Consider the following 19,798-nt stretch of genomic DNA (forward strand, 5'->3'; position numbering starts at 1 on the left):
GGAGAGGATCAAGAGGTGCTGGCCAAGCGTCATGCGCTGTATCAGCAAGCTCGTAATCAACACCCGCATCGCTGGTCAGGTGCAACGCGAAATTGGCAACCTATCGGAGCCGTCACGCTCAACCCAGAGCGGGAGCAACCGACACTGAAAATAGCAGCTTAAAAACACGGCTGACGCGACAACTACCTTGCAAAACGCCGGCCACCCCGGGCCAAGCGTCGCTTGTACGTGATTGCGATCGCAATGACTGGAAGCAGCGGAAACTCTTCTGTGACGTTATTGATCTGCTACCGGCTCATTCCCAGATGGCCGCCGACAGCTAGGCATGACAACACGGCCGCCTTAAGTCCTACTTTTAGGCTTTATACGAAATTAGGGAGAACCAACAGCAGCCTGTCTCGCGCTGAGATGTTGAAGAGCCTATGGCATCCGAGGAAAAGAATTCTATGACTGCGAAATGTTTTGGACTGCCTGATACGGCTTGGGATGTGGAACGAACTCTGGCCTTCGTACCAGTTGAAGATTCCACCCAGAGCCAGTCGTTTTGTAGGGGTAAAAACGCTTTAAAATAAAAAGGGGTCGCGAGATAAAATCTCGCAACCCCTTGAATTATATGGTCGGGACGGAGTGATTCGAACACTCGACCCCTAGCACCCCATGCTAGTGCGCTACCGGACTGCGCTACGCCCCGACTAGGCGTGAATCTTGTTCCGCTTCTCAACGGAACGCTCAGGAATATATCGCAAGCTTTTGAAAACTGGAAGTATTTAAAAGCAGAAATTTATTTCTTGAGCACCACCAGTACATCTTCGAGCTCGGCGATCATCTGGCGGATCATCTGTTTGTACTGGGTTGTATCGTCTTTGGCCTCATCACCGGAGAGGCGCAGACGCGCGCCACCGATGGTGAACCCTTGGTCATAGAGCAGCGCGCGGATCTGTCGGATCATCAGCACGTCTTGGCGCTGATAATACCGACGGTTTCCGCGGCGCTTGACCGGGTTGAGCTGAGGAAACTCCTGCTCCCAATAGCGCAGCACGTGTGGTTTTACCGCACACAGCTCGCTGACTTCACCAATGGTGAAGTAGCGTTTGCCCGGGATGACGGGGAGTTCGTCGTTATGACTTGGTTCCAGCATAAGCCTCAACTCGGGCCTTCAACTTCTGCCCTGGACGAAAGGTGACCACACGGCGAGCCGTGATCGGGATTTCTTCTCCCGTTTTCGGATTGCGGCCAGGCCGCTGGCGTTTGTCCCGAAGGTCGAAATTGCCGAAACCGGACAACTTGACCTGTTCGTTGTCTTCCAGAGCGTGCCTGATTTCTTCGAAAAACAGTTCGACCAATTCTTTGGCCTCCCGTTTATTCAGGCCCAGCTCCTCATACAGACGTTCCGCCATCTCAGCTTTCGTCAGAGCCCCCATACGTCACTTCCTTAACGTGGCGTTCAACCTGGTTTCGAGCGAGGTGAGGATATTCTGCGTTGCGGTATTCACCTCATCGTCATTAAGAGTGCGCGATGGATGCTGCCAGGTCAAGCCGACTGCAAGGCTTTTTCTATGTGGATCAATGCCTTTACCCTGATACACGTCAAATAGCCTGAGGTCCGTGAGCCATTCGCCTGCATTTTCACGGATTACGTCCAGTACAGCGCTGGCCGCAACGTCACGGTCAGCCAGCAACGCGAGGTCACGACGCACTTCAGGAAAGCGCGATAACTCCTGGAATTTCGGCATTTTCCCCAGCGCCACTTCGGCCAGAACCAGCTCGAAAACGAAAACGGGACGATCAAGAGCCAGGGTTTTCGACAGTTCAGGGTGAATGGCACCAACGTAGCCGACTTCACGCCCGTCTCGCTCGATGCGTGCGGTCTGCCCCGGGTGCAGCGCCGGGTGCTTGCCCGGGACGAAAGTGAATGCGTCGAGCGCGCCGGCGAAGCCCAACACCGCCTCCACGTCAGCCTTGACGTCGAAGAAATCGACGACATCGCGACCTTGCGCCCAGCCTTCCGGCAAACGGCTGCCACAGACGACTCCGGCCAGCATCGGTTCTTGCTTCAAGCCATCCAACTGACCGACAAAACGCAGGCCGCTTTCGAACAGACGCACGCGATCTTGCTGGCGATTGAGGTTGTGCTGGAGCGACTTGACCAGGCCCGGCCACAGGGACGAACGCATGGCTGCCATGTCGTTGGAGATCGGGTTGGCCAACAGCAACGGCTCGCCCCCTGGATTGAACAGCTCGAACTGGCGTGGATCGATGAAACTGTAGGTGATCGCTTCCTGATACCCACGGGCCACCAGCAGGCGGCGCAGTTCCGGCAGGTCGCTGCGGGCTTCAGCCTTGGCCTTTGGGGCCAGGCGTGCTTGCGGGTAGCGAACCGGCAGACGGTTGTAGCCGTACAGGCGGGCCAGTTCTTCGATCAGGTCGACTTCCAGGCTGATATCGAAGCGATGGCTTGGCACCTCGACACGCCACTGCCCTGCCCCATCGGCGCTGATGTTCAGGCCCAGGGCGCTGAGCAGACGCTCGACTTCGGCCGAGTCCAGTTCCATGCCCAGCATCTGGGTGATGCGCTGGGCACGCAGGGTGACCGGGGAAATCTTGGGCAGGTGCTGTTCGCTGACCGTCTCGATGATCGGGCCAGCTTCACCACCCGTGATGTCCAGCAACAGGCCTGTGGCGCGCTCCATGGCTTCACGGGCCAGTTGCCAGTCCACTCCACGCTCGTAACGGTGCGAGGCATCGGTGTGCAGGCCATAGGAGCGGGCCTTGCCGGCGACGGCGATCTGATCGAAGAACGCGCTTTCCAGAAACACATCACGGGTCGTCGTGGAGACCCCGCTGTGCTCGCCGCCCATTACGCCGGCAATTGCCAGGGCTCGGGCGTGGTCAGCAATTACCAGGGTATCGCTGCGCAGGGTCACTTCCTGACCGTCGAGCAGCACCAGCTTCTCACCCTCTTCGGCCATGCGCACGCGGATACCACCGTTGATTTCGGCGAGATCGAACGCATGCAGCGGCTGACCCAGCTCCAGCATCACATAGTTGGTGATGTCAACGGCGGCGTCGATGCTGCGCACATCGGCGCGACGCAGGCGCTCGACCATCCACAGCGGCGTCGGCTTGGACAGGTCGACGTTACGGATCACACGACCCAGGTAACGCGGGCACGCGGATGGCGCGAGGACTTCAATCGAACGTACTTCGTCGTGCACGACCGGCACGCTCGCGACCACAGGACGCGTCACGGGAGCGGCATACAACGCGCCGACTTCACGGGCCAGGCCGGCCAGGGACAGGCAATCGCCACGGTTCGGTGTCAGGTCGACCTCGATGCTCGCATCGTCCAGCCCCAGGTATTCACGGATGTCCTGGCCAACCGGCGCATCCGCCGGGAGTTCCATCAGGCCATCGTTGCCTTCGCCAATCTGCAGCTCGGCCTGGGAGCACAACATGCCGTTGGACTCAACGCCGCGCAGCTTGGCTTTCTTGATCTTGAAGTCGCCCGGCAGTTCGGCACCGATCATGGCGAATGGGATCTTCAGGCCCGGGCGCACATTGGGCGCACCGCAGACCACCTGAAAGGTCTCCGCACCATTGCTGACCTGGCAAACCCGCAGCTTGTCAGCGTCTGGATGCTGCTCGGTGGCCAGCACCTCACCCACCACCACACCACTGAAATCACCGGCGGCCAGCGTGACGCTATCGACCTCAAGGCCGGCCATCGACAGGCGAGCAACCAGCTCGTCCCGGCTTACCTGCGGGCTTACCCAGCCGCGCAGCCATTGTTCACTGAATTTCATCCTGCTCTCCTATTAGATTCGTTACGGGTCTGCGGCTTAGCGAAATTGCGCAAGGAACCGCAAGTCGTTGTCGAAGAACAGGCGCAAGTCATTCACACCGTAACGCAGCATGGCTAGGCGTTCGACGCCCATGCCGAAAGCAAAGCCCGAGAACTCTTCCGGATCGATCCCGGACATACGCAGCACGTTCGGGTGAACCATGCCGCAGCCCATGACTTCCAGCCAGCCAGTCTGTTTGCAGACGCGGCAGCCTTTACCGCTACACATCACGCATTCCATGTCGACTTCAGCCGATGGCTCGGTGAACGGGAAGTACGAAGGGCGGAAACGCACAGCCAGTTCTTTTTCGAAGAACACCCGCAGAAACTCTTCGATCGTTCCTTTCAGGTCGGCGAAATTGATGTCGCGATCAACCAGCAGGCCTTCAACCTGGTGGAACATCGGCGAGTGGGTGATATCGGAGTCGCTGCGGTACACACGGCCTGGGCAGACGATGCGGATCGGCGGCTGTTGCGATTCCATGGTGCGGACCTGTACCGGCGAGGTATGGGTGCGCAACAGCATGTTCGCATTGAAATAGAAGGTGTCATGCATCGACCGGGCCGGGTGATGGCCTGGGATGTTGAGCGCTTCGAAGTTGTGGTAGTCGTCTTCGACCTCAGGGCCTTCAGCAATGCCATAGCCGATGTGAGTGAAGAACTGCTCGATGCGCTCCAGGGTCCGGGTCACCGGATGCAGCCCGCCGGAAGTCTGGCCACGGCCAGGCAGGGTCACGTCGATGGACTCGGCGGCGAGTCTGGCAGCCAGATCCGCCTCCTCGAACAACGCCTTGCGCGCATTGAGGACCTCTGTGACACGCTCCTTGGCAACGTTGATCAGCGCACCGACCTGCGGACGCTCTTCGGCTGGCAGGTTCCCCAGGGTCTTCATCACCTGAGTCAACTCGCCCTTCTTGCCAAGGTAGTGAACCCGGATTTGCTCCAGGGCATTGATATCTTCAGCGCTTTGCACAGCCTCTAGTGCTTGAGCGACCAGCGCGTCCAGGTTTTCCATGTACAGACTCCAGATACGAAATAGGGGAAGAGCTTTAAGGCTCTTCCCCTATTTATGACGTTTGACACCAGGCCCCACAGATGCGGGCCCTGGTGACTGCCGGGGGTACTTAAGCCAAGGTGGCTTTAGCTTTCTCGACAATCGCAGCAAACGCCGCTTTTTCGTTCACTGCCAGATCAGCCAGAACCTTACGGTCGATCTCGATGGACGCTTTTTTCAGGCCAGCGATGAAACGGCTGTAGGACAGACCGTTAACACGAGCACCAGCATTGATACGAGCGATCCACAGAGCGCGGAACTGACGTTTTTTCTGACGACGGTCACGGTAGGCGTATTGGCCTGCCTTGATTACCGCTTGCTTGGCAACACGGAATACGCGGGAACGCGCGCCGTAGTAGCCTTTAGCAAGTTTCAGAATTTTTTTGTGACGCTTACGGGCAATGACGCCACGCTTTACACGAGCCATGAGTTACTTCCTCTATTCTTGATCCAAAAATTAACGAAGGCGCAGCATGCGCTCGACTTTTGCCACGTCAGACGGATGCAGCAAGCTGCTACCGCGCAGTTGACGCTTACGCTTGGTCGACATTTTGGTCAGGATGTGGCTCTTGAAAGCGTGCTTGTGCTTGATACCGTTAGCAGTTTTCAGAAACCGCTTAGCAGCACCACTTTTAGTTTTCATCTTTGGCATGTTCGGATACTCCGCATTCAGTTGATAAACATAATCGCAAGGCCTGCCGTGCCCTGGTGATTACTTCTTCTTTTTCGGGGCGATGACCATGATCAGCTGGCGTCCTTCCATCTTAGGATGCTGTTCGACCGAACCGTACTCGAGCAGGTCTTGTTCAACCCGCTTGAGGAGTTCCATCCCCAGCTCCTGGTGGGCCATCTCACGGCCGCGGAATCGCAAGGATACCTTGGCCCTGTCCCCATCACTCAGGAAACGTACCAGGTTGCGCAGTTTTACCTGGTAATCCCCTTCCTCCGTCCCTGGACGAAACTTGATTTCTTTTACCTGAATTTGCTTCTGGTTTTTCTTCGCCGCGGCAATCTGCTTCTTCTTTTCGAAGATCGACTTGCCGTAGTCCATCAGTTTGCAAACAGGGGGTACTGCATCGGCGGAAATCTCCACCAAATCCAGTTTGGCCTCTTCAGCCTTAAGAAGCGCGTCTTCAATTGACACAATCCCAAGCTGTTCACCTTCAGCACCAATTAACCGAACCTCGCGTGCCGAGATATTCTCGTTGATCGGGGCTTTCGGTGCAGCTCGTTTATCTTGTCTCATTTCACGCTTAATAATAATTACTCCAAATCTGGGCGACCACGCCGGGAAACCGCTTGCGCGAGAAACTCAGCGAATTCGGCGACGGGCATCGAGCCCAGGTCAGCACCTTCACGAGTACGCACAGCGACAGTCTGCATCTCGACCTCCCGATCTCCGATAACCAAGAGAAAGGGAACCTTGAGCAAAGTATGCTCGCGGATTTTAAAGCCGATCTTTTCATTTCTCAAGTCGGACTTGGCACGAAATCCGCTTTGATTGAGAGTTTTTTCGACTTCGGCGGCAAAATCTGCCTGTTTATCAGTGATATTCATGATCACTGCCTGGGTCGGCGCTAGCCACGCAGGGAATGCACCCTCGTAGTGTTCGATCAGAATCCCGACGAAACGCTCGAACGAACCGAGGATCGCGCGGTGAAGCATGACCGGATGCTTGCGACTATTGTCTTCGGACACATATTCAGCGCCCAGACGGATCGGCAGGTTAAAATCGAGCTGCAGGGTACCACACTGCCAGACACGACCGAGGCAATCTTTCAGCGAGAACTCGATCTTCGGGCCGTAGAAAGCCCCTTCGCCCGGTTGCAGATCGTACGCAAGGCCCGCACTGTCGAGGGCTGCGGCCAGGGCCGCTTCGGCGCGATCCCACAGCTCATCGGAGCCGACGCGTTTTTCCGGACGAGTGGACAGCTTCATTTCGACTTCGGTGAAGCCGAAGTCACGATAGACGTCCATGGTCAGCTTGATGAAGGCGGCGGATTCGGCCTGCATCTGCTCTTCGGTGCAGAAGATGTGTGCATCGTCCTGGGTAAATGCACGCACGCGCATGATGCCGTGCAGCGCACCCGACGGCTCATTGCGGTGGCAGGCGCCGAACTCGGCCAGGCGCATCGGCAGCTCACGGTAGCTCTTCAAGCCTTGGTTGAACACCTGCACGTGGCATGGGCAGTTCATCGGCTTGATGGCGTAGTCGCGGTTTTCCGACTGGGTGGTGAACATGTTGTCGGCGTAGTTGGCCCAGTGCCCGGATTTCTCCCACAGGCTGCGGTCCACCACTTGCGGCGTCTTGATTTCCAGATAGCCGTTCTCACGCTGGACCTGACGCATGTACTGCTCGAGCACCTGGTACAGGGTCCAGCCGTTCGGGTGCCAGAACACCATGCCCGGGGATTCTTCCTGGGTATGGAACAGGCCCAGGCGCTTGCCGATCTTGCGGTGATCGCGCTTCTCGGCTTCTTCAATACGCTGGATGTAGGCCGCCAGTTGCTTCTTGTCCGCCCAGGCGGTGCCATAGACGCGCTGCAACTGTTCGTTCTTCGCATCACCACGCCAGTAGGCGCCGGACAGCTTGGTCAGCTTGAAGGATTTCAGGAAACGCGTGTTCGGCACGTGCGGGCCACGGCACATGTCGACATATTCTTCGTGGTAGTACAGACCCATGGCCTGCTCGTCCGGCATGTCTTCCACCAGACGCAGTTTGTAGTCCTCGCCACGAGCCTTGAAGACTTCGATGACGTCGGCGCGTGGGGTGACCTTCTTGATGACGTCGTAATCTTTCTCGATCAGCTGCTGCATGCGCTGCTCGATGGCCGCCATGTCTTCCGGCGTGAAAGGACGCTCGAAGGCGATGTCGTAATAGAAGCCTTCATCGATGACTGGCCCGATGACCATCTTCGCGCTCGGGTACAGCTGCTTGACCGCATGGCCGACCAGGTGCGCGCAAGAGTGGCGAATGATCTCCAGCCCTTCTTCATCCTTTGGCGTGATGATTTGCAGCGTGGCGTCGCTGTCGATGACGTCACTGGCGTCGACCAGCTTGCCATTGACCTTGCCGGCCAGGGTCGCCTTGGCCAGGCCTGCACCGATGGATGCGGCGACCTCGGCTACGGAAACCGGGTGATCGAATGAACGTTGACTGCCGTCGGGAAGAGTAATAGTTGGCATGGCGCCTCCTCTCCTAGTGGTGACCCCTACCAAAGGTCACGTGGGTTGGGATGAGCCAGTACAAGATCCAGTCCAGGCCATTCAATGACGAACGCCTGCCTTACAGCGGCAGGAGCCTTGCGGCCAACCGGGAAAACCGAACCAGAGTGACTGGGATTCAAATCAGGGTTATTTCGAACATTTGCCGCCGGGACGAGTTGTCATCCGCAGCCTGAAAATACCCGAGCCCGGCATGCTAGCACAGATGAACGGTCATCGCCGTGCCGGAATTGAAGCAGACGTAAATCCAGGGTTTTTATGCCAGAGCGCTGAACTGAACCGAGCGCAACGCCTCAGATATCAAGACATCGACCCGAAAGGAGCATCTTCGCATGCGTCTCAATACATTGTTTGCAGTTGTCGCCCCCCTCGCCCTGCTGCTTCCACTGACCGCCCACGCCGACTGGCCCAAAGGCGAGCGCGAAAAATACATGGCCCAATGCACCGAGGCGGCGACGCCCCAGATCGGCCCGGCTGCTGCCAAGGCCCATTGCGCCTGTGGCGCCGATGCGATCAAGTCCTATCAGGCCTCGGACATCCAGGCCTTGATGGACAACAAGGCCACCCCGGACATGCAGCAAAAGGCACTTGAGCAGATCGCAAAATGCAAGGCCGACAACAAGGCGAAAAAGTGAGAAAGCAGGGTTTCCGAACAGGCCCGGAAGGGTTGAAAAACACTGATTTCAGGCTTTTTTGAACGATTTATTCAGGTTTCACAGGTTTTTTTATCGTCTTTACTTTCGGCTGAAAGCCTTTAAAACCGGGCGCTTCAGCGGGTAAAGGCGGTAAAGTAAACACGACTGACTGGCAAACAGAGCGTCTGGGGGGGTCCCAAATCGAACATTTCGACTATGATACCCGGGTGTGCCCAGTTGGCCTGAGCAGCACAGTACACTGAAAATATATGTTTCTTGGAGATACACCATGTCTAATCGCCAAACCGGCACCGTTAAATGGTTCAACGATGAAAAAGGCTTCGGCTTCATCACTCCTCAAGGTGGCGGTGACGACCTGTTCGTACACTTCAAAGCTATCGAAAGCGACGGTTTCAAAAGCCTGAAAGAAGGCCAGACCGTTTCCTTCGTGGCTGAGAAAGGCCAAAAGGGTATGCAAGCTGCACAGGTTCGCGCTGAGTAATTTCTCCGCGTACTAAAAAACCCCGTCCATGTGACGGGGTTTTTTATGGGCGATTGAAAACCGCTTATCAGCCGCAGTTCACCTGCTTGATCATCAGGTTGGCGTCGGTATTGAGGTTCAGGCGATCGGAGCGGTACTCAAGCGTCACCATGTCGTTGGGCTTGAGGATCCGGGCAATCTGCGCACCGGCGCGGGTACGGGCCTGCTCCAGCAACTGCGGCGAGGCCTGTTTGCCAATGGCGAACTCGGCGGCCTTTGCTTCGCAGCGGCTGTGACCGGTCTCGGTCGCCACGGCTTCGGGGGTCGATTCCGAGGTGCTGCTGCAACCGCTCAAGACCACGACGGCCAACAGAGTACTCAATGACGCGAGCTTCCAAGGCATGAAGCCTCCTTTTTTCGAGAAATAAACAGAGAGCGTGCGACAACCCAAACAGCGCCTGGTTTCAACACCACGGCCGCCGGCCTGACTCATCCGGAAAACCGGCAGTTTGCCTGAGCCGCCACCGCTATTCAGACATGAATCGTGACTGGATATGAACACAGCTCAATAAACGTCGATGTAATCAAAGGGGGGATTCGGCCAGTTGTCCTTCAGCGCATTGTAGATCTGCATGACCCAGACCTCATCGCTGGCAGCGACCCGCCCGACGTATCCCGAGCCCTTCGCCCAAGTCTCGAGCCGAAACAGCAAACCATCGATGTTAGCGCCACCGACCACACCCGAGGACAAATAGGCGATACCGCCCTTGGTCACGCGCAGCTGGGTATGCTCATCATCACTGGCCGAGGCCAGCAATTGACGAACCGTCTCGAGGGTCAGCCCATCCGGAGCGTTCAAATCGATCTGCACAGCGAGGGCTCCTTTAAAAACAAAAAAAAGAGTGTCGCACAGCCCTCCTCCAATGCCTAAGTCGCAGTGCCAAACCGAGGGCAAAAATGCTTAACTCCTCTTACAGCCCTCCAACTCGCGAGCCCTACCATGAGCACCGTCAGCATCGAAGCCACCATCAATGCCAAATGGTCGCAGGGCCATAGTTCCTATAGCCCGAGCAGCCCCGAGGAACTGGCAATCATCGGCATAGAATTGCTGGTGAGGGAACTGGGGACGGAGGTCGCCCGCAATTTCATCCAGCAGGCATTCGAACGCTACCCAAGTGTCGTCGACGCCGTGGACTGATGCTCACGCGCCCGCAGGCCTTGCCTGCGGGCGCGTAGCCAGGCAGGTTACTTGAGGCGCGCCAGGCGCTCGGTCAGCAGGTCAAAGAAGCCCTGGGCATCACCGTTTTCCACCCAGAACGCGTTCTTCGGCGCTTTCAGGCCATCGTACCAGTCGACGATCGTCTGCCCGAACGTCGGGCCCTCGCGACTGTCCACCACGACATTGACCGAACGACCGGTGAATAACTGCGGCTTGAGCAGGTAGGCAATCACCGTCGCGTCATGCACCGGCCCACCCGTCATGCCGTAGTGCTCCATGTCGCCCTTGACGTATTCGTTGAGGATATCGCCCACCAGCTTGCTGGCATTGTTGTTCAGCGCCGCGATCTGCTTCAGGCGCGCTTCGCTGGTGAGGATCTTGTGGGTCACGTCCAGCGGCAGGTACGTCAGCTTCACGCCGCTCTTGGCCACCACCTCGGCCGCCTGTGGGTCGGCGAACAGATTGAATTCAGCCACCGGCGTGATATTGCCGCCATTGAAATGCGCACCGCCCATGATCACCACTTCCTTGATGCCCTGGACGATGTCGGGCTCCTGCACCAGCGCCAGGGCCAGGTTGGTCTGGGGGCCCAGCATGGCAATGGTGATACTGTGAGGTTTGGCCGCCTTGAGGGTGTCGATCAGGTAGTTGACGGCATTGCCTTCGGCCAACCCCTTCTTCGGCTCGTGAACGGTGACACCCGACAGGCCTTCCTTGCCATGGATGTTTTCCGCGTAGATCGGCGTGCGCAGCAACGGTTTCGGCGCACCGGCATACACGGGCACGTCTTCGCGCCTCGCCCATTCCCGGGCCAGGCGAGCGTTGCGAGAGGTCTTGTCCAGGCGCACATTGCCAGCGACGGTGGTCAGCGCACGGATATGCAGCTCTTCGGGCGACGCCAAGGCGAACAACAGCGCCACCACGTCGTCAGCCCCTGGATCGGTGTCGATGATCAGGTCGATTTTTTCCGCCGCCTGGGCGCTCGTAGCGGTGATCAATGACAAAAGCAGCAGACTCCGGATCAGTTGATGCATTTTCTGAGCATAACGGTGCATGGCGCACTCCTTGTGCAGGGTTGAACAGGGTTAGAACGTCACTCCAGCGACCAGCACGATATTGCAGTACGCAGAGCACTCGCCTGTGCGAATGATCGCCCGCGCCTGTCGGCTGATGACCTTGAATTGTTCATGGCTGACCAGCTCCCGCTCGCCCAGCGCACCCTCGGCATGCAGCGCCTCCAGGGTCGTCAGGGCCGACGGTTGTTTATCGAGGATCTCCTCGGCCAGGACATGGCTTTCCACCTGCATTTCGCTGAGCACCACCTTCAAGGTACTGACAAAGTCAGGAATGCCATGGGTCAGGGCCAGGTCGATCAATTCGACCTCGGGCGGCACGGGCAGGCCGGCGTCACCGATGACCACCTTGTCGCCATGGCCCAGGGAAGCGATCAGTCGAGACAGTGCCACATTCAACAACGGCGTCTTTTTCATGATTTAAAAGCCTGTACTTCCAACAACGTGGGGATTGAAGGCTGGGCGCCCGCGCGGGTGACCGACAGCGCGGCGGCGGCCTGGCCAAAACGAATCGCGTCAACCTCGCTTTTGCCGCTGGCCAGGGCTGCCGCGAAGCCGCCGACAAAGGTGTCTCCGGCTGCCGTAGTGTCCACCGCCTTGACCCGCAGGGCCGGAAAGTGTTCAAAGCTGACACCGTTGGCGAACATCAACCCCTCGGCGCCCAGGGTGACGATCACCTTGCCGGCACCGGCGGCGATCAGATGCGCAGCGGCGGCTTCGGCGGCTTCCAGGGAGTCCACCGCCAGTTCGCTCAAGACCGCGGCTTCGCTTTCATTGGGAATCAGGTAGTCGATGCAGGCGTACCAGTCGGCCGGCAATGTCCGGGAGGCTGGCGCCGGGTTGAGGATGACGATTTTGCCCAACTCACGAGCGCGCTTGAGGGCGTGACCGACGGTGGCATCCGGCACTTCGAGCTGGCAGATGATGACATCGGCGCTTTGCAGCACTGCATCGACACTGTCCAGGACCTCGGCGGTGAGCGCACCGTTGGCACCGGCGACGATAACGATCGCATTCTGGCTGTTGTCGTCGACGACGATCAGTGCCACACCACTGGCCCCCTCTACCACGCTGACCGCCTGGCAGTCGATGCCCTCGGCCAACAGCCCGCCGCGCAATTGTTCGCCGTAGGCATCATTGCCCACGCAACCGACCATCGATACCTGCGCCCCCAGGCGCGCGGCGGCCACCGCCTGGTTGGCGCCCTTGCCGCCCGGGATGGTGGAGAACGACTCGCCGATCAGCGTTTCACCACCGCGCGGCAGACGCGGCGCCCGGGTCACCAGGTCCATGTTCAGGCTGCCTATTACCACTACTTTTGCTGGCATACATCACTACTCATCAATTCGGTTCAGCGGTATTGGGCGAATGTACCGGACAGCGGCGCAGTCGACTCCCGCAGGACAATACTCGGCGTCACGATCCGCTGCTCGGTGGCAAGCCCCGGCATGGCAATTCGTCGCAGCAGCACTTCGGCCGCCCTCTCACCGAGCTGCAGGATCGACTGCCCTACCGTGGTCAACGCCGGGTAGACATAGCGGCTCATCTGGATGTCATCGAAACCGATGACCGACAGTTCGCTGGGCACGCGCACGTTGCGTTCAGCGGCGGCGCGCAGCACACCGATGCCGATCATGTCGTTGGCTGCAAAAATCGCACTCGGCGGCTGCCGTTCAAGCAGTTGCGCGGCAGCGCGGTAGCCGCCGGTACTGGTGAAATCGCTCTCGAGCATGCGCTCGACGGGCAGCTCGATCCCCGCCTCTTTCAGCGCACGGCAGTAACCGGCCAGACGCATTTGCGCCACGCTGGTATCGGCCGGGCCACCGATGAAGGCAATATCGCGGTGCCCCAGTTCCAGCAAGTGCCGGGTCGCCAGGTACGCGCCGTATTCATGATCGATGCGCACCAGGTCTGCGTCGACACCATCGAGCCCACGGTCGACGATCACCATGGGCGTGCGTACGTTGGACAGCCCCTCGGCCAGGCCGACATCACCGCCGGCGGACGCGAAAATCAGGCCGTCGATGCGTTTTTCCAGCAGCACCCGCAGGTAGCTGCGTTGCTTGTCCGGGTTGTCGTCGGAGTTGCACAAAATCACGCAATAGCCGTTGCGCTCACAGTAATCCTCGATGCCCCGGGCCAATTCGGCAAAGTACGGGTTGAGGCTGTTGGGCACTAGCAGACCGATGGTCGCCGTGGTCTTGGCCTTGAGCGAGCGGGCCACGGCGCTGGGCACGTAGTCCAGGCGCTCGATGGCCGCCTCGACCTTGAGCCGCACTTCGTCGCTGACCGGCCGCGTCTTGTTCACCACGTGGGACACGGTGGTGTAGGAAATTCCGGCGAGCGCTGCTACATCCTTGATCGTCGCCATGGTTCAAGCCCGCCGACTGGCGCGCTGGCTGCGATAGGTATCGAGCACGACCGCCACCACAATCACCGCACCGGTAATAATGCGCTTGGTCGGCTCAGTGGCGCCGATTTGCGCCAGGCCCGCCGCCAGCACGGAGATGATCAATACGCCAAAGAAGGTGCTGATGACTGAACCGCGCCCACCCATCAGGCTGGTGCCGCCGATGACCACGGCAGCGATGACCTGCAGTTCGAGCCCTGAACCAGCGTTCGGATCCGCCGCCTCCAGGCGCGAAATCTGGAACAGCGCGGCCACACCGGCCAGCAAGCCCATCAGGCTGAACACGAGGATCTTGTAGGGCTTTGGATTGATACCGGCCAGACGCACGGCTTCTTCATTGGTACCGATGCCGATCAGGTAACGACCGAACACGGTACGGGTCAGCACCGCCTGGGCAATGAAGATCACCAGCAAGGCGATGATGAACGAAGGTGAGATACCAAAGGCGATGGGGTTGGACAGCCAGGCGAACGAATCGCCGATGTAAGCCGTCCGGGAGCCGGTCATTTGGTACGCCAGGCCCCGAGCCATCTCCAGCACGCCGAGGGAGACGATGAACGATGGAATCCGCCACGCCACGGTGATCGAACCGGTGACCGTACCCGCCAGCGCCGCCACGGCCATGCCGAGCAAGGCCGATGGCCAGACGCTCCAGCCCCAGCCGAGCACGGCCACGCTGACCGTCGATGCGGCAAGCGCCAGCACCGATCCCACCGACAGGTCGATACCGCCGATGATCAGGATGAACGTCATGCCGACCGCCAGCACCATGAGGTCTGGAATCTGGTTGGCCAAGGTGCTGAACGTGTTATAGGACAGGAAATGGCTGCTCAGGGCCGAGAACAGCGCGACCATGGCCAGTAGCGCGCCGGCCAGGCCCAGGTAGGTCCCGAGACCATAGAAGTTGCCACTCGATTTGCCGACGGCAGATGCGGTTTTCATGAAAGATCCCTAGGCGCTGCTTCATTGAGCAACGCATCACGTTTCTGGTAGCCGGCGAATGCGGCGGCAAGCAAGTCATCCTGGGTCCAGCTGTCGCGCTCGAAGGTGTCGATCAGGCGTCCGGCAGACAGCACGCCGATCCGGTCACAAATCAGCATCAGCTCCCGCAGGTCACTGGACACCACGACCAGCGCCTTGCCCTGGCGAGTCAGCTCGCCGAGCAGCGCATAAATGTCGAATTTGGCGCCGACGTCGATACCACGGGTCGGCTCGTCGAACAACATGACCGCGCAATCACGTTCGAGCCAACGACCGATCACGACTTTCTGCTGGTTGCCGCCCGACAGCTCGGACACCAACTGGGTCGGGCTGGAACTGCGGATGCGCATGGCATCGACCTGCCGCCGTGCCAAGGCCAGTTCAGCATCGCCATCGACCAGGCCAGCACTGGAAATCTCCGGCATGTTGCCCAGGGCAATGTTGGCGGCGATGGACTGGGTCAGCAGCAGGCCTTCGCCCTTACGGTCTTCGGTGATCAACGCAATACCATGGGTCACCGCATCCGACGGGGAGCGAATGCTCACGACCTGGGCCGGCGAACCCAGCGCCACCGTGCCACTGTCAGCGGTATCGGCACCGAAGATCAGTCGCAACAACTCGGTCCGCCCTGCCCCGATCAGGCCGGAGATACCGAAGATCTCGCCACTGCGCACTTCGAAGGACACGTCGCGGACCTTGTCAGAGCGCGTCAGGCCTTTAACGGTCAACGCCGGCGCGCCGATCTGGCGTGGACCAAGGTCGATATGCTCGCCCAGCTCCCGACCCACCATCAGGGTCACCAGTTGCTCGCTGTTGTAGTTGGCCATCGGCTCGACGCAGACCAGGTTGCCATCACGCAGCACGGCAATGCGCTGGGCGACCCGCGCCAGTTCTTCGAGGCGATGGGAAATGTAGATGATCGACACACCGCGAGCCTGCAAGCGAGTGATCTGTTCAAAGAGCATCTCGACTTCGCGGGCCGTCAGCATGGCCGTCGGCTCATCGAGAATCAGCACATGGCAATCGCCGATCAGGTTGCGGGCGATCTCGACCATTTGCTGGTGACCGATCCCCAGCTCACCGACCAACGTGTCGGGATCGATTGCATCGAGCCCCACCTGGGCCATGGCCTCGATGGCCGCCTTGCGCAATTGCTTGCGGCTGATCCAGCCGCCGTGGCTGGGCAGGTTATCGAGAAACAGGTTTTCGGCCACGGAAAGGGTCGGCAGCAGGTTGAGTTCCTGCATCACCATGCGCACACCCAGCTCTTCAGCTTGGGTCCGGCTGCCAGGGCGATAATCCTGACCTTGAAATTGCATCTTCCCGGTCGTCGGCGTCACCAACCCACCGATGATCTTGGACAAGGTGCTTTTGCCAGCGCCATTTTCACCGGTCAGCGCCAGCACCTCGCCGCGCAGCAACGTCAGGTCGATGCCGGTCAGTACCGGCTGGGCATAGGTCTTGCCGATGCCGCTGACAGAAAGGACAGCGTTCGGGTCGCAAACGGACATAAAAAACTCTCCATGCGCTCGCCCGGATGGGCGAGCACCGTTGTGTCGCCAGGATAACTACTTGGTCACCAGCTCGACCGGAGTTTCGATAACGCCGTTGGTACCGCTGTCGACACTGTCACCCTTGAGCATTTTCAGCGCTGTCTCGATGCCGAACACGGCCTGCTTGGCGGCGAACTGATCGGCCGTCGCCAGGATACGACCGTCCTTGAGCATCGGCTTGATGGCATTGATGTTGTCGTAGCCGACCACCTGCACCTTGCCCGCCTTGCCCGCCGCGCGCACGGCCGATACAGCGCCGAGCGCCATGTTGTCGTTACCGGCCAGCAGGGCCTTGATGTTCGGGTACTCGCTGAGCATCGACGCGGCAACCTGGTTGCCCTTGTTGATCTCCCAGTCGCCCGATTGCAGGGAAACGACCTTGATCTGCGCCGCTTCCATCGCATCCTTGAAGCCTGCGGTGCGTGCCTGGGCATTGGTGGTGGTGGACACGCCTTCGATGATGCCGACTTCGTCACCGGCCTTGAGCTGCCTGGCCAGGTACTCGCCCACCAGGCGCGCCCCTTTACGGTTGTCCGGGCCTACGAACGGCACGTTGATGCTCTTGCTTTTGACGACGGCTGGATCGAGCTGGTTATCGATGTTGATCACCGTGATGCCAGCGTCGACGGCTTTTTTGATCACCGGCACCATGGCCTTGGAATCCGCTGGCGCGATGATCAGCGCATCGACTTTGGACACGATCATCTGCTCGACGATGCGGATCTGGCTGGCGGTGTCGGTTTCATCCTTGATCCCGTTGGAGATCAGATCGAAATCGGCGGAGTGTTCCTTCTGATACGTCTTGGCGCCGTCTTCCATGGTCAGGAAGAACTCGTTGGCCAGGGATTTCATGACCAGCGCGACCTTGGTTTTTTCTGCGACTTGGGCGAATGCCGAGGAGATAGGCAGCGCAGCGGATGCGGCCGCGAGCATAGCAACAGCGAGAAGGCGTCCAGCGAATGGCAACTTCATGGGTTCACTCCGATCTTATGATTATTGTCAGCAAATCAATGCACGGAACGCCGCGCAAACGTTTGCGTGAAGTGAACTATGGTAAGGCTTCGGGGATTTGTCAACGTTGCGGTTTCATCCGCAACCTCGCCGCTCAGGCCGTTGTATTGACCACCGTACCCGAACTGGCGCCCTTTGCCAGCTCCGTGACCAAATGGCCGGTGACCTCCAGCAACGCGCCACTGGTGTCGGCGACCTGTCCCTGGATCGCCATGACCGCCGAGGTCTTGGCTTCCGGGGTTGGATAAGCCCCCGCCTGCGCAGCGGCCAGTTGTTGTTGCTGCTCCCTGAGCTGTTGCTGAAGCTCCTGCATCCGCTTGAGCAATACCTGGACGGCAATGCTCTGAGTGCTGCCGCTCTCTTGCGCCTGATCGATCGCGTTCGCGCCCGTACGGACCTTGCCGGGCGTTTGTGTCTCGCCCAAGGCCTCATCGGCGGCCTCGGCAGTCGCCTCGTTCAAGGCCTTCAGGGTAGCTGTGGACTGACCGCCGATGGTCAAGACCGCCGCATTGGGGAAACCGACAGAAAACGACATGACAAAACTCCATAGATGGGACTCCTACGCAGGACATCGCCCGCCGAGGCCATTTCTTTAGCGCTCGCGCAAATCCGCCACAGGCCGGAGCGATTGATCCACCTGTTTATACCAGCCAATAAAAAATTCCTTTCTTCTACACCAAAACGAAAAAAGTGCTGTCAGACGATTTTCTTGAATTTTAAGTAGTTGCGTAAACGCCTACGGTTAAATACTGTATGCACGTACAGCTTAATAAGGATAATCCTGTGGCCACGCCCTCCGCTGCAACTACCCCCTTAGATTCCTATACACGACTCGGCCTGCGGGTCTCGAAAATCATCAACGCCCCCACCGCGCAAAAAGCCAAGGCAGCCCTGATCTTCCGTCTTCCCGACGAGCCGGTGGATGAATGGGAGCGCCTGCTGGAAGAAATCGACGAGAACGACAACGTAACCCTCGCCTATCGCGACGATGGTGGCGTGCAGGTTTTCTGGGTTGTGCCGAAGGAAGATTGAGCCTGATGAGTGTTCGCTGTTTAGCTTTTTTGCTTGTGTTTATCGCCATGGGCGCACAGGCCGGTGCGCCGCGCACCTTCAACGAAGCCAAGAAGGTCGCCTGGAAACTCTACGCGCCGCAATCCACCGAGTTCTACTGCGGCTGCAAATACACCGGCAATCGCGTGAACCTGGCCGCCTGCGGGTATGTACCGCGCAAGAATGCCAGGCGCGCCGCTCGCATCGAGTGGGAGCATATTGTTCCGGCGTGGCAGATCGGCCATCAGCGTCAATGCTGGCAACAAGGGGGTCGCAAGAACTGCACCCGCCATGACCCGGTCTATCAACGGGCCGAGGCCGACCTGCACAACCTGGTGCCGAGCATCGGGGAAGTGAACGGTGATCGCAGCAATTTCAGTTTCGGCTGGTTGCCGGTGCAGAAGGGCCAGTACGGCTCATGCCTGACCCAAGTGGACTTCAAGGCCAAGAAGGTCATGCCCCGTCCTTCTATCCGGGGCATGATCGCCCGGACCTATTTCTACATGAGCAAGCAGTATGGCCTGCGCCTCTCGAAACAGGACCGGCGCTTGTATGATGCCTGGGACAAGACCTACCCGGTCAAAAGCTGGGAGCGTCAGCGCAACCAGCGCGTGGCGTGCGTCATGGGCCGTGGGAACGAGTTCGTGGGGCCGGTAAATTTGAAGGCCTGCGGCTGACGAGGCATTTGCGAACAGCACAAATCAATTGTGGGAGCGAGCCCGCTCGCGACAGCGAACTTGCAATCAATATTTGCATTGACTGATACACCGCTATCGCGAGCAGGCTCGCTCCCACAGTTTTTGTTCTGCCCGATTACTGGGCCGTCGGGTAATCCACCACCAACGTCTCGATGTTGCGTTTTTTCGCCCGGACCAGGGCAGCCGTCACCTGTTCCTGCTTGGCGTCGGCCTCAGCCTTGGAACTGAAAGGACCGACCAGGACGCGCGCCTTGCCGTTTTCCCGCACCACGTTCGACATGAAGCTGTGCTCGATGAGCCACCCGGTCAGGTCGCTGACCGCCTGCGGCGTCTCGCCGCGAACCTCGACGGCCCACTGCGGTGCGGCAGCGGCAGCCGGTGCGGAGGTCGCTACAGGCTTGGGCTTCGGTGCTTCAATGTCACGTCCCTCACCGCATCCTGCCAGCACCAATACCGCAATAACCCAAGCCAATTTGCGCACAACGTTTCCCCCGGAAGACATGAGGCACGGATTTTAGCACCCGCGCCCCTCAAGATCGCCGCAAACAGTGCTCAAAACACGAGAAT

Annotated in this window: 24 protein-coding genes and 1 tRNA gene; 5 read left to right on the forward strand and 20 right to left on the reverse strand. The window is 59.0% G+C overall.

Features of this window, described 5'->3' with window-relative positions; genetic code table 11:
- Positions 1 to 614: 614 nt before the first annotated feature.
- The 9 genes from AACY42_RS25730 to thrS all read right to left on the reverse strand — a co-directional run bounded on the left by AACY42_RS25730 (position 615) and on the right by thrS (position 8,081).
- A tRNA-Pro gene (locus tag AACY42_RS25730) sits at positions 615 to 691 on the reverse strand.
- Between the two features lie 90 nt (positions 692 to 781).
- Positions 782 to 1,138, reverse strand: a complete 357-nt coding sequence (locus AACY42_RS25735; RefSeq protein WP_003179985.1) for a MerR family transcriptional regulator — start codon at positions 1,136 to 1,138, stop codon at positions 782 to 784.
- Positions 1,119 to 1,421 (reverse strand): integration host factor subunit alpha, encoded by a 303-nt coding sequence (gene ihfA, locus AACY42_RS25740; RefSeq protein WP_002553164.1) that lies wholly within the window; start codon positions 1,419 to 1,421, stop codon positions 1,119 to 1,121. The genes AACY42_RS25735 and ihfA overlap by 20 nt, the downstream gene beginning before the upstream one ends.
- 3 nt (positions 1,422 to 1,424) lie before the next feature.
- The gene (gene pheT / locus AACY42_RS25745) at positions 1,425 to 3,803 is read right to left on the reverse strand and encodes a phenylalanine--tRNA ligase subunit beta (protein WP_339483207.1); all 2,379 of its coding nucleotides are present in this window, start codon (positions 3,801 to 3,803) and stop codon (positions 1,425 to 1,427) included.
- 36 nt (positions 3,804 to 3,839) lie between these two features.
- Positions 3,840 to 4,856 carry a phenylalanine--tRNA ligase subunit alpha gene (gene pheS / locus AACY42_RS25750; protein ID WP_339483209.1) on the reverse strand — a complete coding sequence of 339 codons (1,017 nt, stop codon included), beginning with the start codon at positions 4,854 to 4,856 and terminating at the stop codon, positions 3,840 to 3,842.
- Positions 4,857 to 4,965: 109 nt separating this feature from the next.
- Complete coding sequence (rplT, locus tag AACY42_RS25755; RefSeq protein ID WP_002553161.1) at positions 4,966 to 5,322, reverse strand: 50S ribosomal protein L20; 357 nt, start codon at positions 5,320 to 5,322, stop codon at positions 4,966 to 4,968.
- 30 nt (positions 5,323 to 5,352) lie between these two features.
- Complete coding sequence (gene rpmI / locus AACY42_RS25760) at positions 5,353 to 5,547, reverse strand: 50S ribosomal protein L35 (protein WP_002553160.1); 195 nt, start codon at positions 5,545 to 5,547, stop codon at positions 5,353 to 5,355.
- Between the two features lie 60 nt (positions 5,548 to 5,607).
- Positions 5,608 to 6,159, reverse strand: coding sequence for a translation initiation factor IF-3 (gene infC, locus AACY42_RS25765; protein WP_214913249.1), 552 nt, complete (start codon positions 6,157 to 6,159; stop codon positions 5,608 to 5,610).
- Positions 6,159 to 8,081 carry a threonine--tRNA ligase gene (gene thrS, locus AACY42_RS25770; protein ID WP_339483211.1) on the reverse strand — a complete coding sequence of 641 codons (1,923 nt, stop codon included), beginning with the start codon at positions 8,079 to 8,081 and terminating at the stop codon, positions 6,159 to 6,161. Before thrS ends, infC begins: the two co-directional genes overlap by 1 nt.
- A gap of 371 nt (positions 8,082 to 8,452) precedes the next feature.
- Between thrS and AACY42_RS25775 the strand changes: the two genes are divergently transcribed.
- Together AACY42_RS25775 and AACY42_RS25780 are read left to right on the forward strand one after the other, a co-directional pair.
- Positions 8,453 to 8,755: a hypothetical protein gene (locus tag AACY42_RS25775; RefSeq protein ID WP_339483213.1), complete on the forward strand. Its 303-nt coding sequence runs from the start codon at positions 8,453 to 8,455 to the stop codon at positions 8,753 to 8,755.
- 289 nt (positions 8,756 to 9,044) lie between these two features.
- Positions 9,045 to 9,257 carry a cold-shock protein gene (locus AACY42_RS25780; RefSeq protein WP_007905882.1) on the forward strand — a complete coding sequence of 71 codons (213 nt, stop codon included), beginning with the start codon at positions 9,045 to 9,047 and terminating at the stop codon, positions 9,255 to 9,257.
- Between the two features lie 67 nt (positions 9,258 to 9,324).
- Here the strand turns inward: AACY42_RS25780 and AACY42_RS25785 are convergent, their stop codons facing one another.
- Together AACY42_RS25785 and AACY42_RS25790 are read right to left on the reverse strand one after the other, a co-directional pair.
- Positions 9,325 to 9,639, reverse strand: coding sequence for an I78 family peptidase inhibitor (locus AACY42_RS25785; protein ID WP_339483215.1), 315 nt, complete (start codon positions 9,637 to 9,639; stop codon positions 9,325 to 9,327).
- A 162-nt stretch (positions 9,640 to 9,801) separates the two neighbouring features.
- Positions 9,802 to 10,107 (reverse strand): hypothetical protein, encoded by a 306-nt coding sequence (locus AACY42_RS25790; RefSeq protein ID WP_339483217.1) that lies wholly within the window; start codon positions 10,105 to 10,107, stop codon positions 9,802 to 9,804.
- A 129-nt stretch (positions 10,108 to 10,236) separates the two neighbouring features.
- Here AACY42_RS25790 and AACY42_RS25795 point away from each other — a divergent pair, with 129 nt between their 5' ends.
- A complete protein-coding gene (locus AACY42_RS25795) occupies positions 10,237 to 10,434 on the forward strand; it encodes a hypothetical protein (protein ID WP_339483219.1) in 198 nt (65 codons plus the stop codon).
- 47 nt (positions 10,435 to 10,481) lie between these two features.
- Here AACY42_RS25795 and AACY42_RS25800 read toward each other — a convergent pair whose 3' ends face one another.
- The 8 genes from AACY42_RS25800 to AACY42_RS25835 all read right to left on the reverse strand — a co-directional run bounded on the left by AACY42_RS25800 (position 10,482) and on the right by AACY42_RS25835 (position 18,018).
- Positions 10,482 to 11,510: a nucleoside hydrolase gene (locus AACY42_RS25800; RefSeq protein WP_339483220.1), complete on the reverse strand. Its 1,029-nt coding sequence runs from the start codon at positions 11,508 to 11,510 to the stop codon at positions 10,482 to 10,484.
- A gap of 30 nt (positions 11,511 to 11,540) precedes the next feature.
- Complete coding sequence (rbsD, locus tag AACY42_RS25805) at positions 11,541 to 11,945, reverse strand: D-ribose pyranase (RefSeq protein WP_339483221.1); 405 nt, start codon at positions 11,943 to 11,945, stop codon at positions 11,541 to 11,543.
- Entirely contained in the window at positions 11,942 to 12,856 is a 915-nt protein-coding gene (rbsK, locus tag AACY42_RS25810; RefSeq protein WP_339483223.1) for a ribokinase, read from the reverse strand. The genes rbsD and rbsK overlap by 4 nt, the downstream gene beginning before the upstream one ends.
- A 23-nt stretch (positions 12,857 to 12,879) precedes the next feature.
- Entirely contained in the window at positions 12,880 to 13,899 is a 1,020-nt protein-coding gene (locus tag AACY42_RS25815; RefSeq protein WP_339483225.1) for a LacI family DNA-binding transcriptional regulator, read from the reverse strand.
- A 3-nt stretch (positions 13,900 to 13,902) separates the two neighbouring features.
- Entirely contained in the window at positions 13,903 to 14,880 is a 978-nt protein-coding gene (locus tag AACY42_RS25820) for an ABC transporter permease (protein WP_339483227.1), read from the reverse strand.
- On the reverse strand, positions 14,877 to 16,430 hold the full coding sequence (locus AACY42_RS25825) for a sugar ABC transporter ATP-binding protein (RefSeq protein WP_339483229.1): 1,554 nt from the start codon (positions 16,428 to 16,430) through the stop codon (positions 14,877 to 14,879). The genes AACY42_RS25820 and AACY42_RS25825 overlap by 4 nt, the downstream gene beginning before the upstream one ends.
- A 57-nt stretch (positions 16,431 to 16,487) precedes the next feature.
- On the reverse strand, positions 16,488 to 17,444 hold the full coding sequence (locus AACY42_RS25830; RefSeq protein ID WP_339483231.1) for a sugar ABC transporter substrate-binding protein: 957 nt from the start codon (positions 17,442 to 17,444) through the stop codon (positions 16,488 to 16,490).
- Positions 17,445 to 17,577: 133 nt separating this feature from the next.
- Positions 17,578 to 18,018 carry a hypothetical protein gene (locus AACY42_RS25835; RefSeq protein WP_339483233.1) on the reverse strand — a complete coding sequence of 147 codons (441 nt, stop codon included), beginning with the start codon at positions 18,016 to 18,018 and terminating at the stop codon, positions 17,578 to 17,580.
- Between the two features lie 218 nt (positions 18,019 to 18,236).
- On the opposite strand from AACY42_RS25835, the gene AACY42_RS25840 reads away from it, so the two are divergent.
- Positions 18,237 to 18,515, forward strand: coding sequence for a DUF1654 domain-containing protein (locus AACY42_RS25840; protein WP_079304573.1), 279 nt, complete (start codon positions 18,237 to 18,239; stop codon positions 18,513 to 18,515).
- Positions 18,516 to 18,520: 5 nt separating this feature from the next.
- A complete protein-coding gene (locus AACY42_RS25845) occupies positions 18,521 to 19,210 on the forward strand; it encodes an endonuclease I family protein (RefSeq protein WP_339483236.1) in 690 nt (229 codons plus the stop codon).
- 136 nt (positions 19,211 to 19,346) lie between these two features.
- Here AACY42_RS25845 and AACY42_RS25850 read toward each other — a convergent pair whose 3' ends face one another.
- A complete protein-coding gene (locus tag AACY42_RS25850) occupies positions 19,347 to 19,712 on the reverse strand; it encodes an SPOR domain-containing protein (RefSeq protein WP_339483237.1) in 366 nt (121 codons plus the stop codon).
- Between the last annotated feature and the right edge of the window lie 86 nt (positions 19,713 to 19,798).

The organism is Pseudomonas sp. RL_5y_Pfl2_73, assembly GCF_963970515.1.
GTDB lineage: Bacteria > Pseudomonadota > Gammaproteobacteria > Pseudomonadales > Pseudomonadaceae > Aquipseudomonas.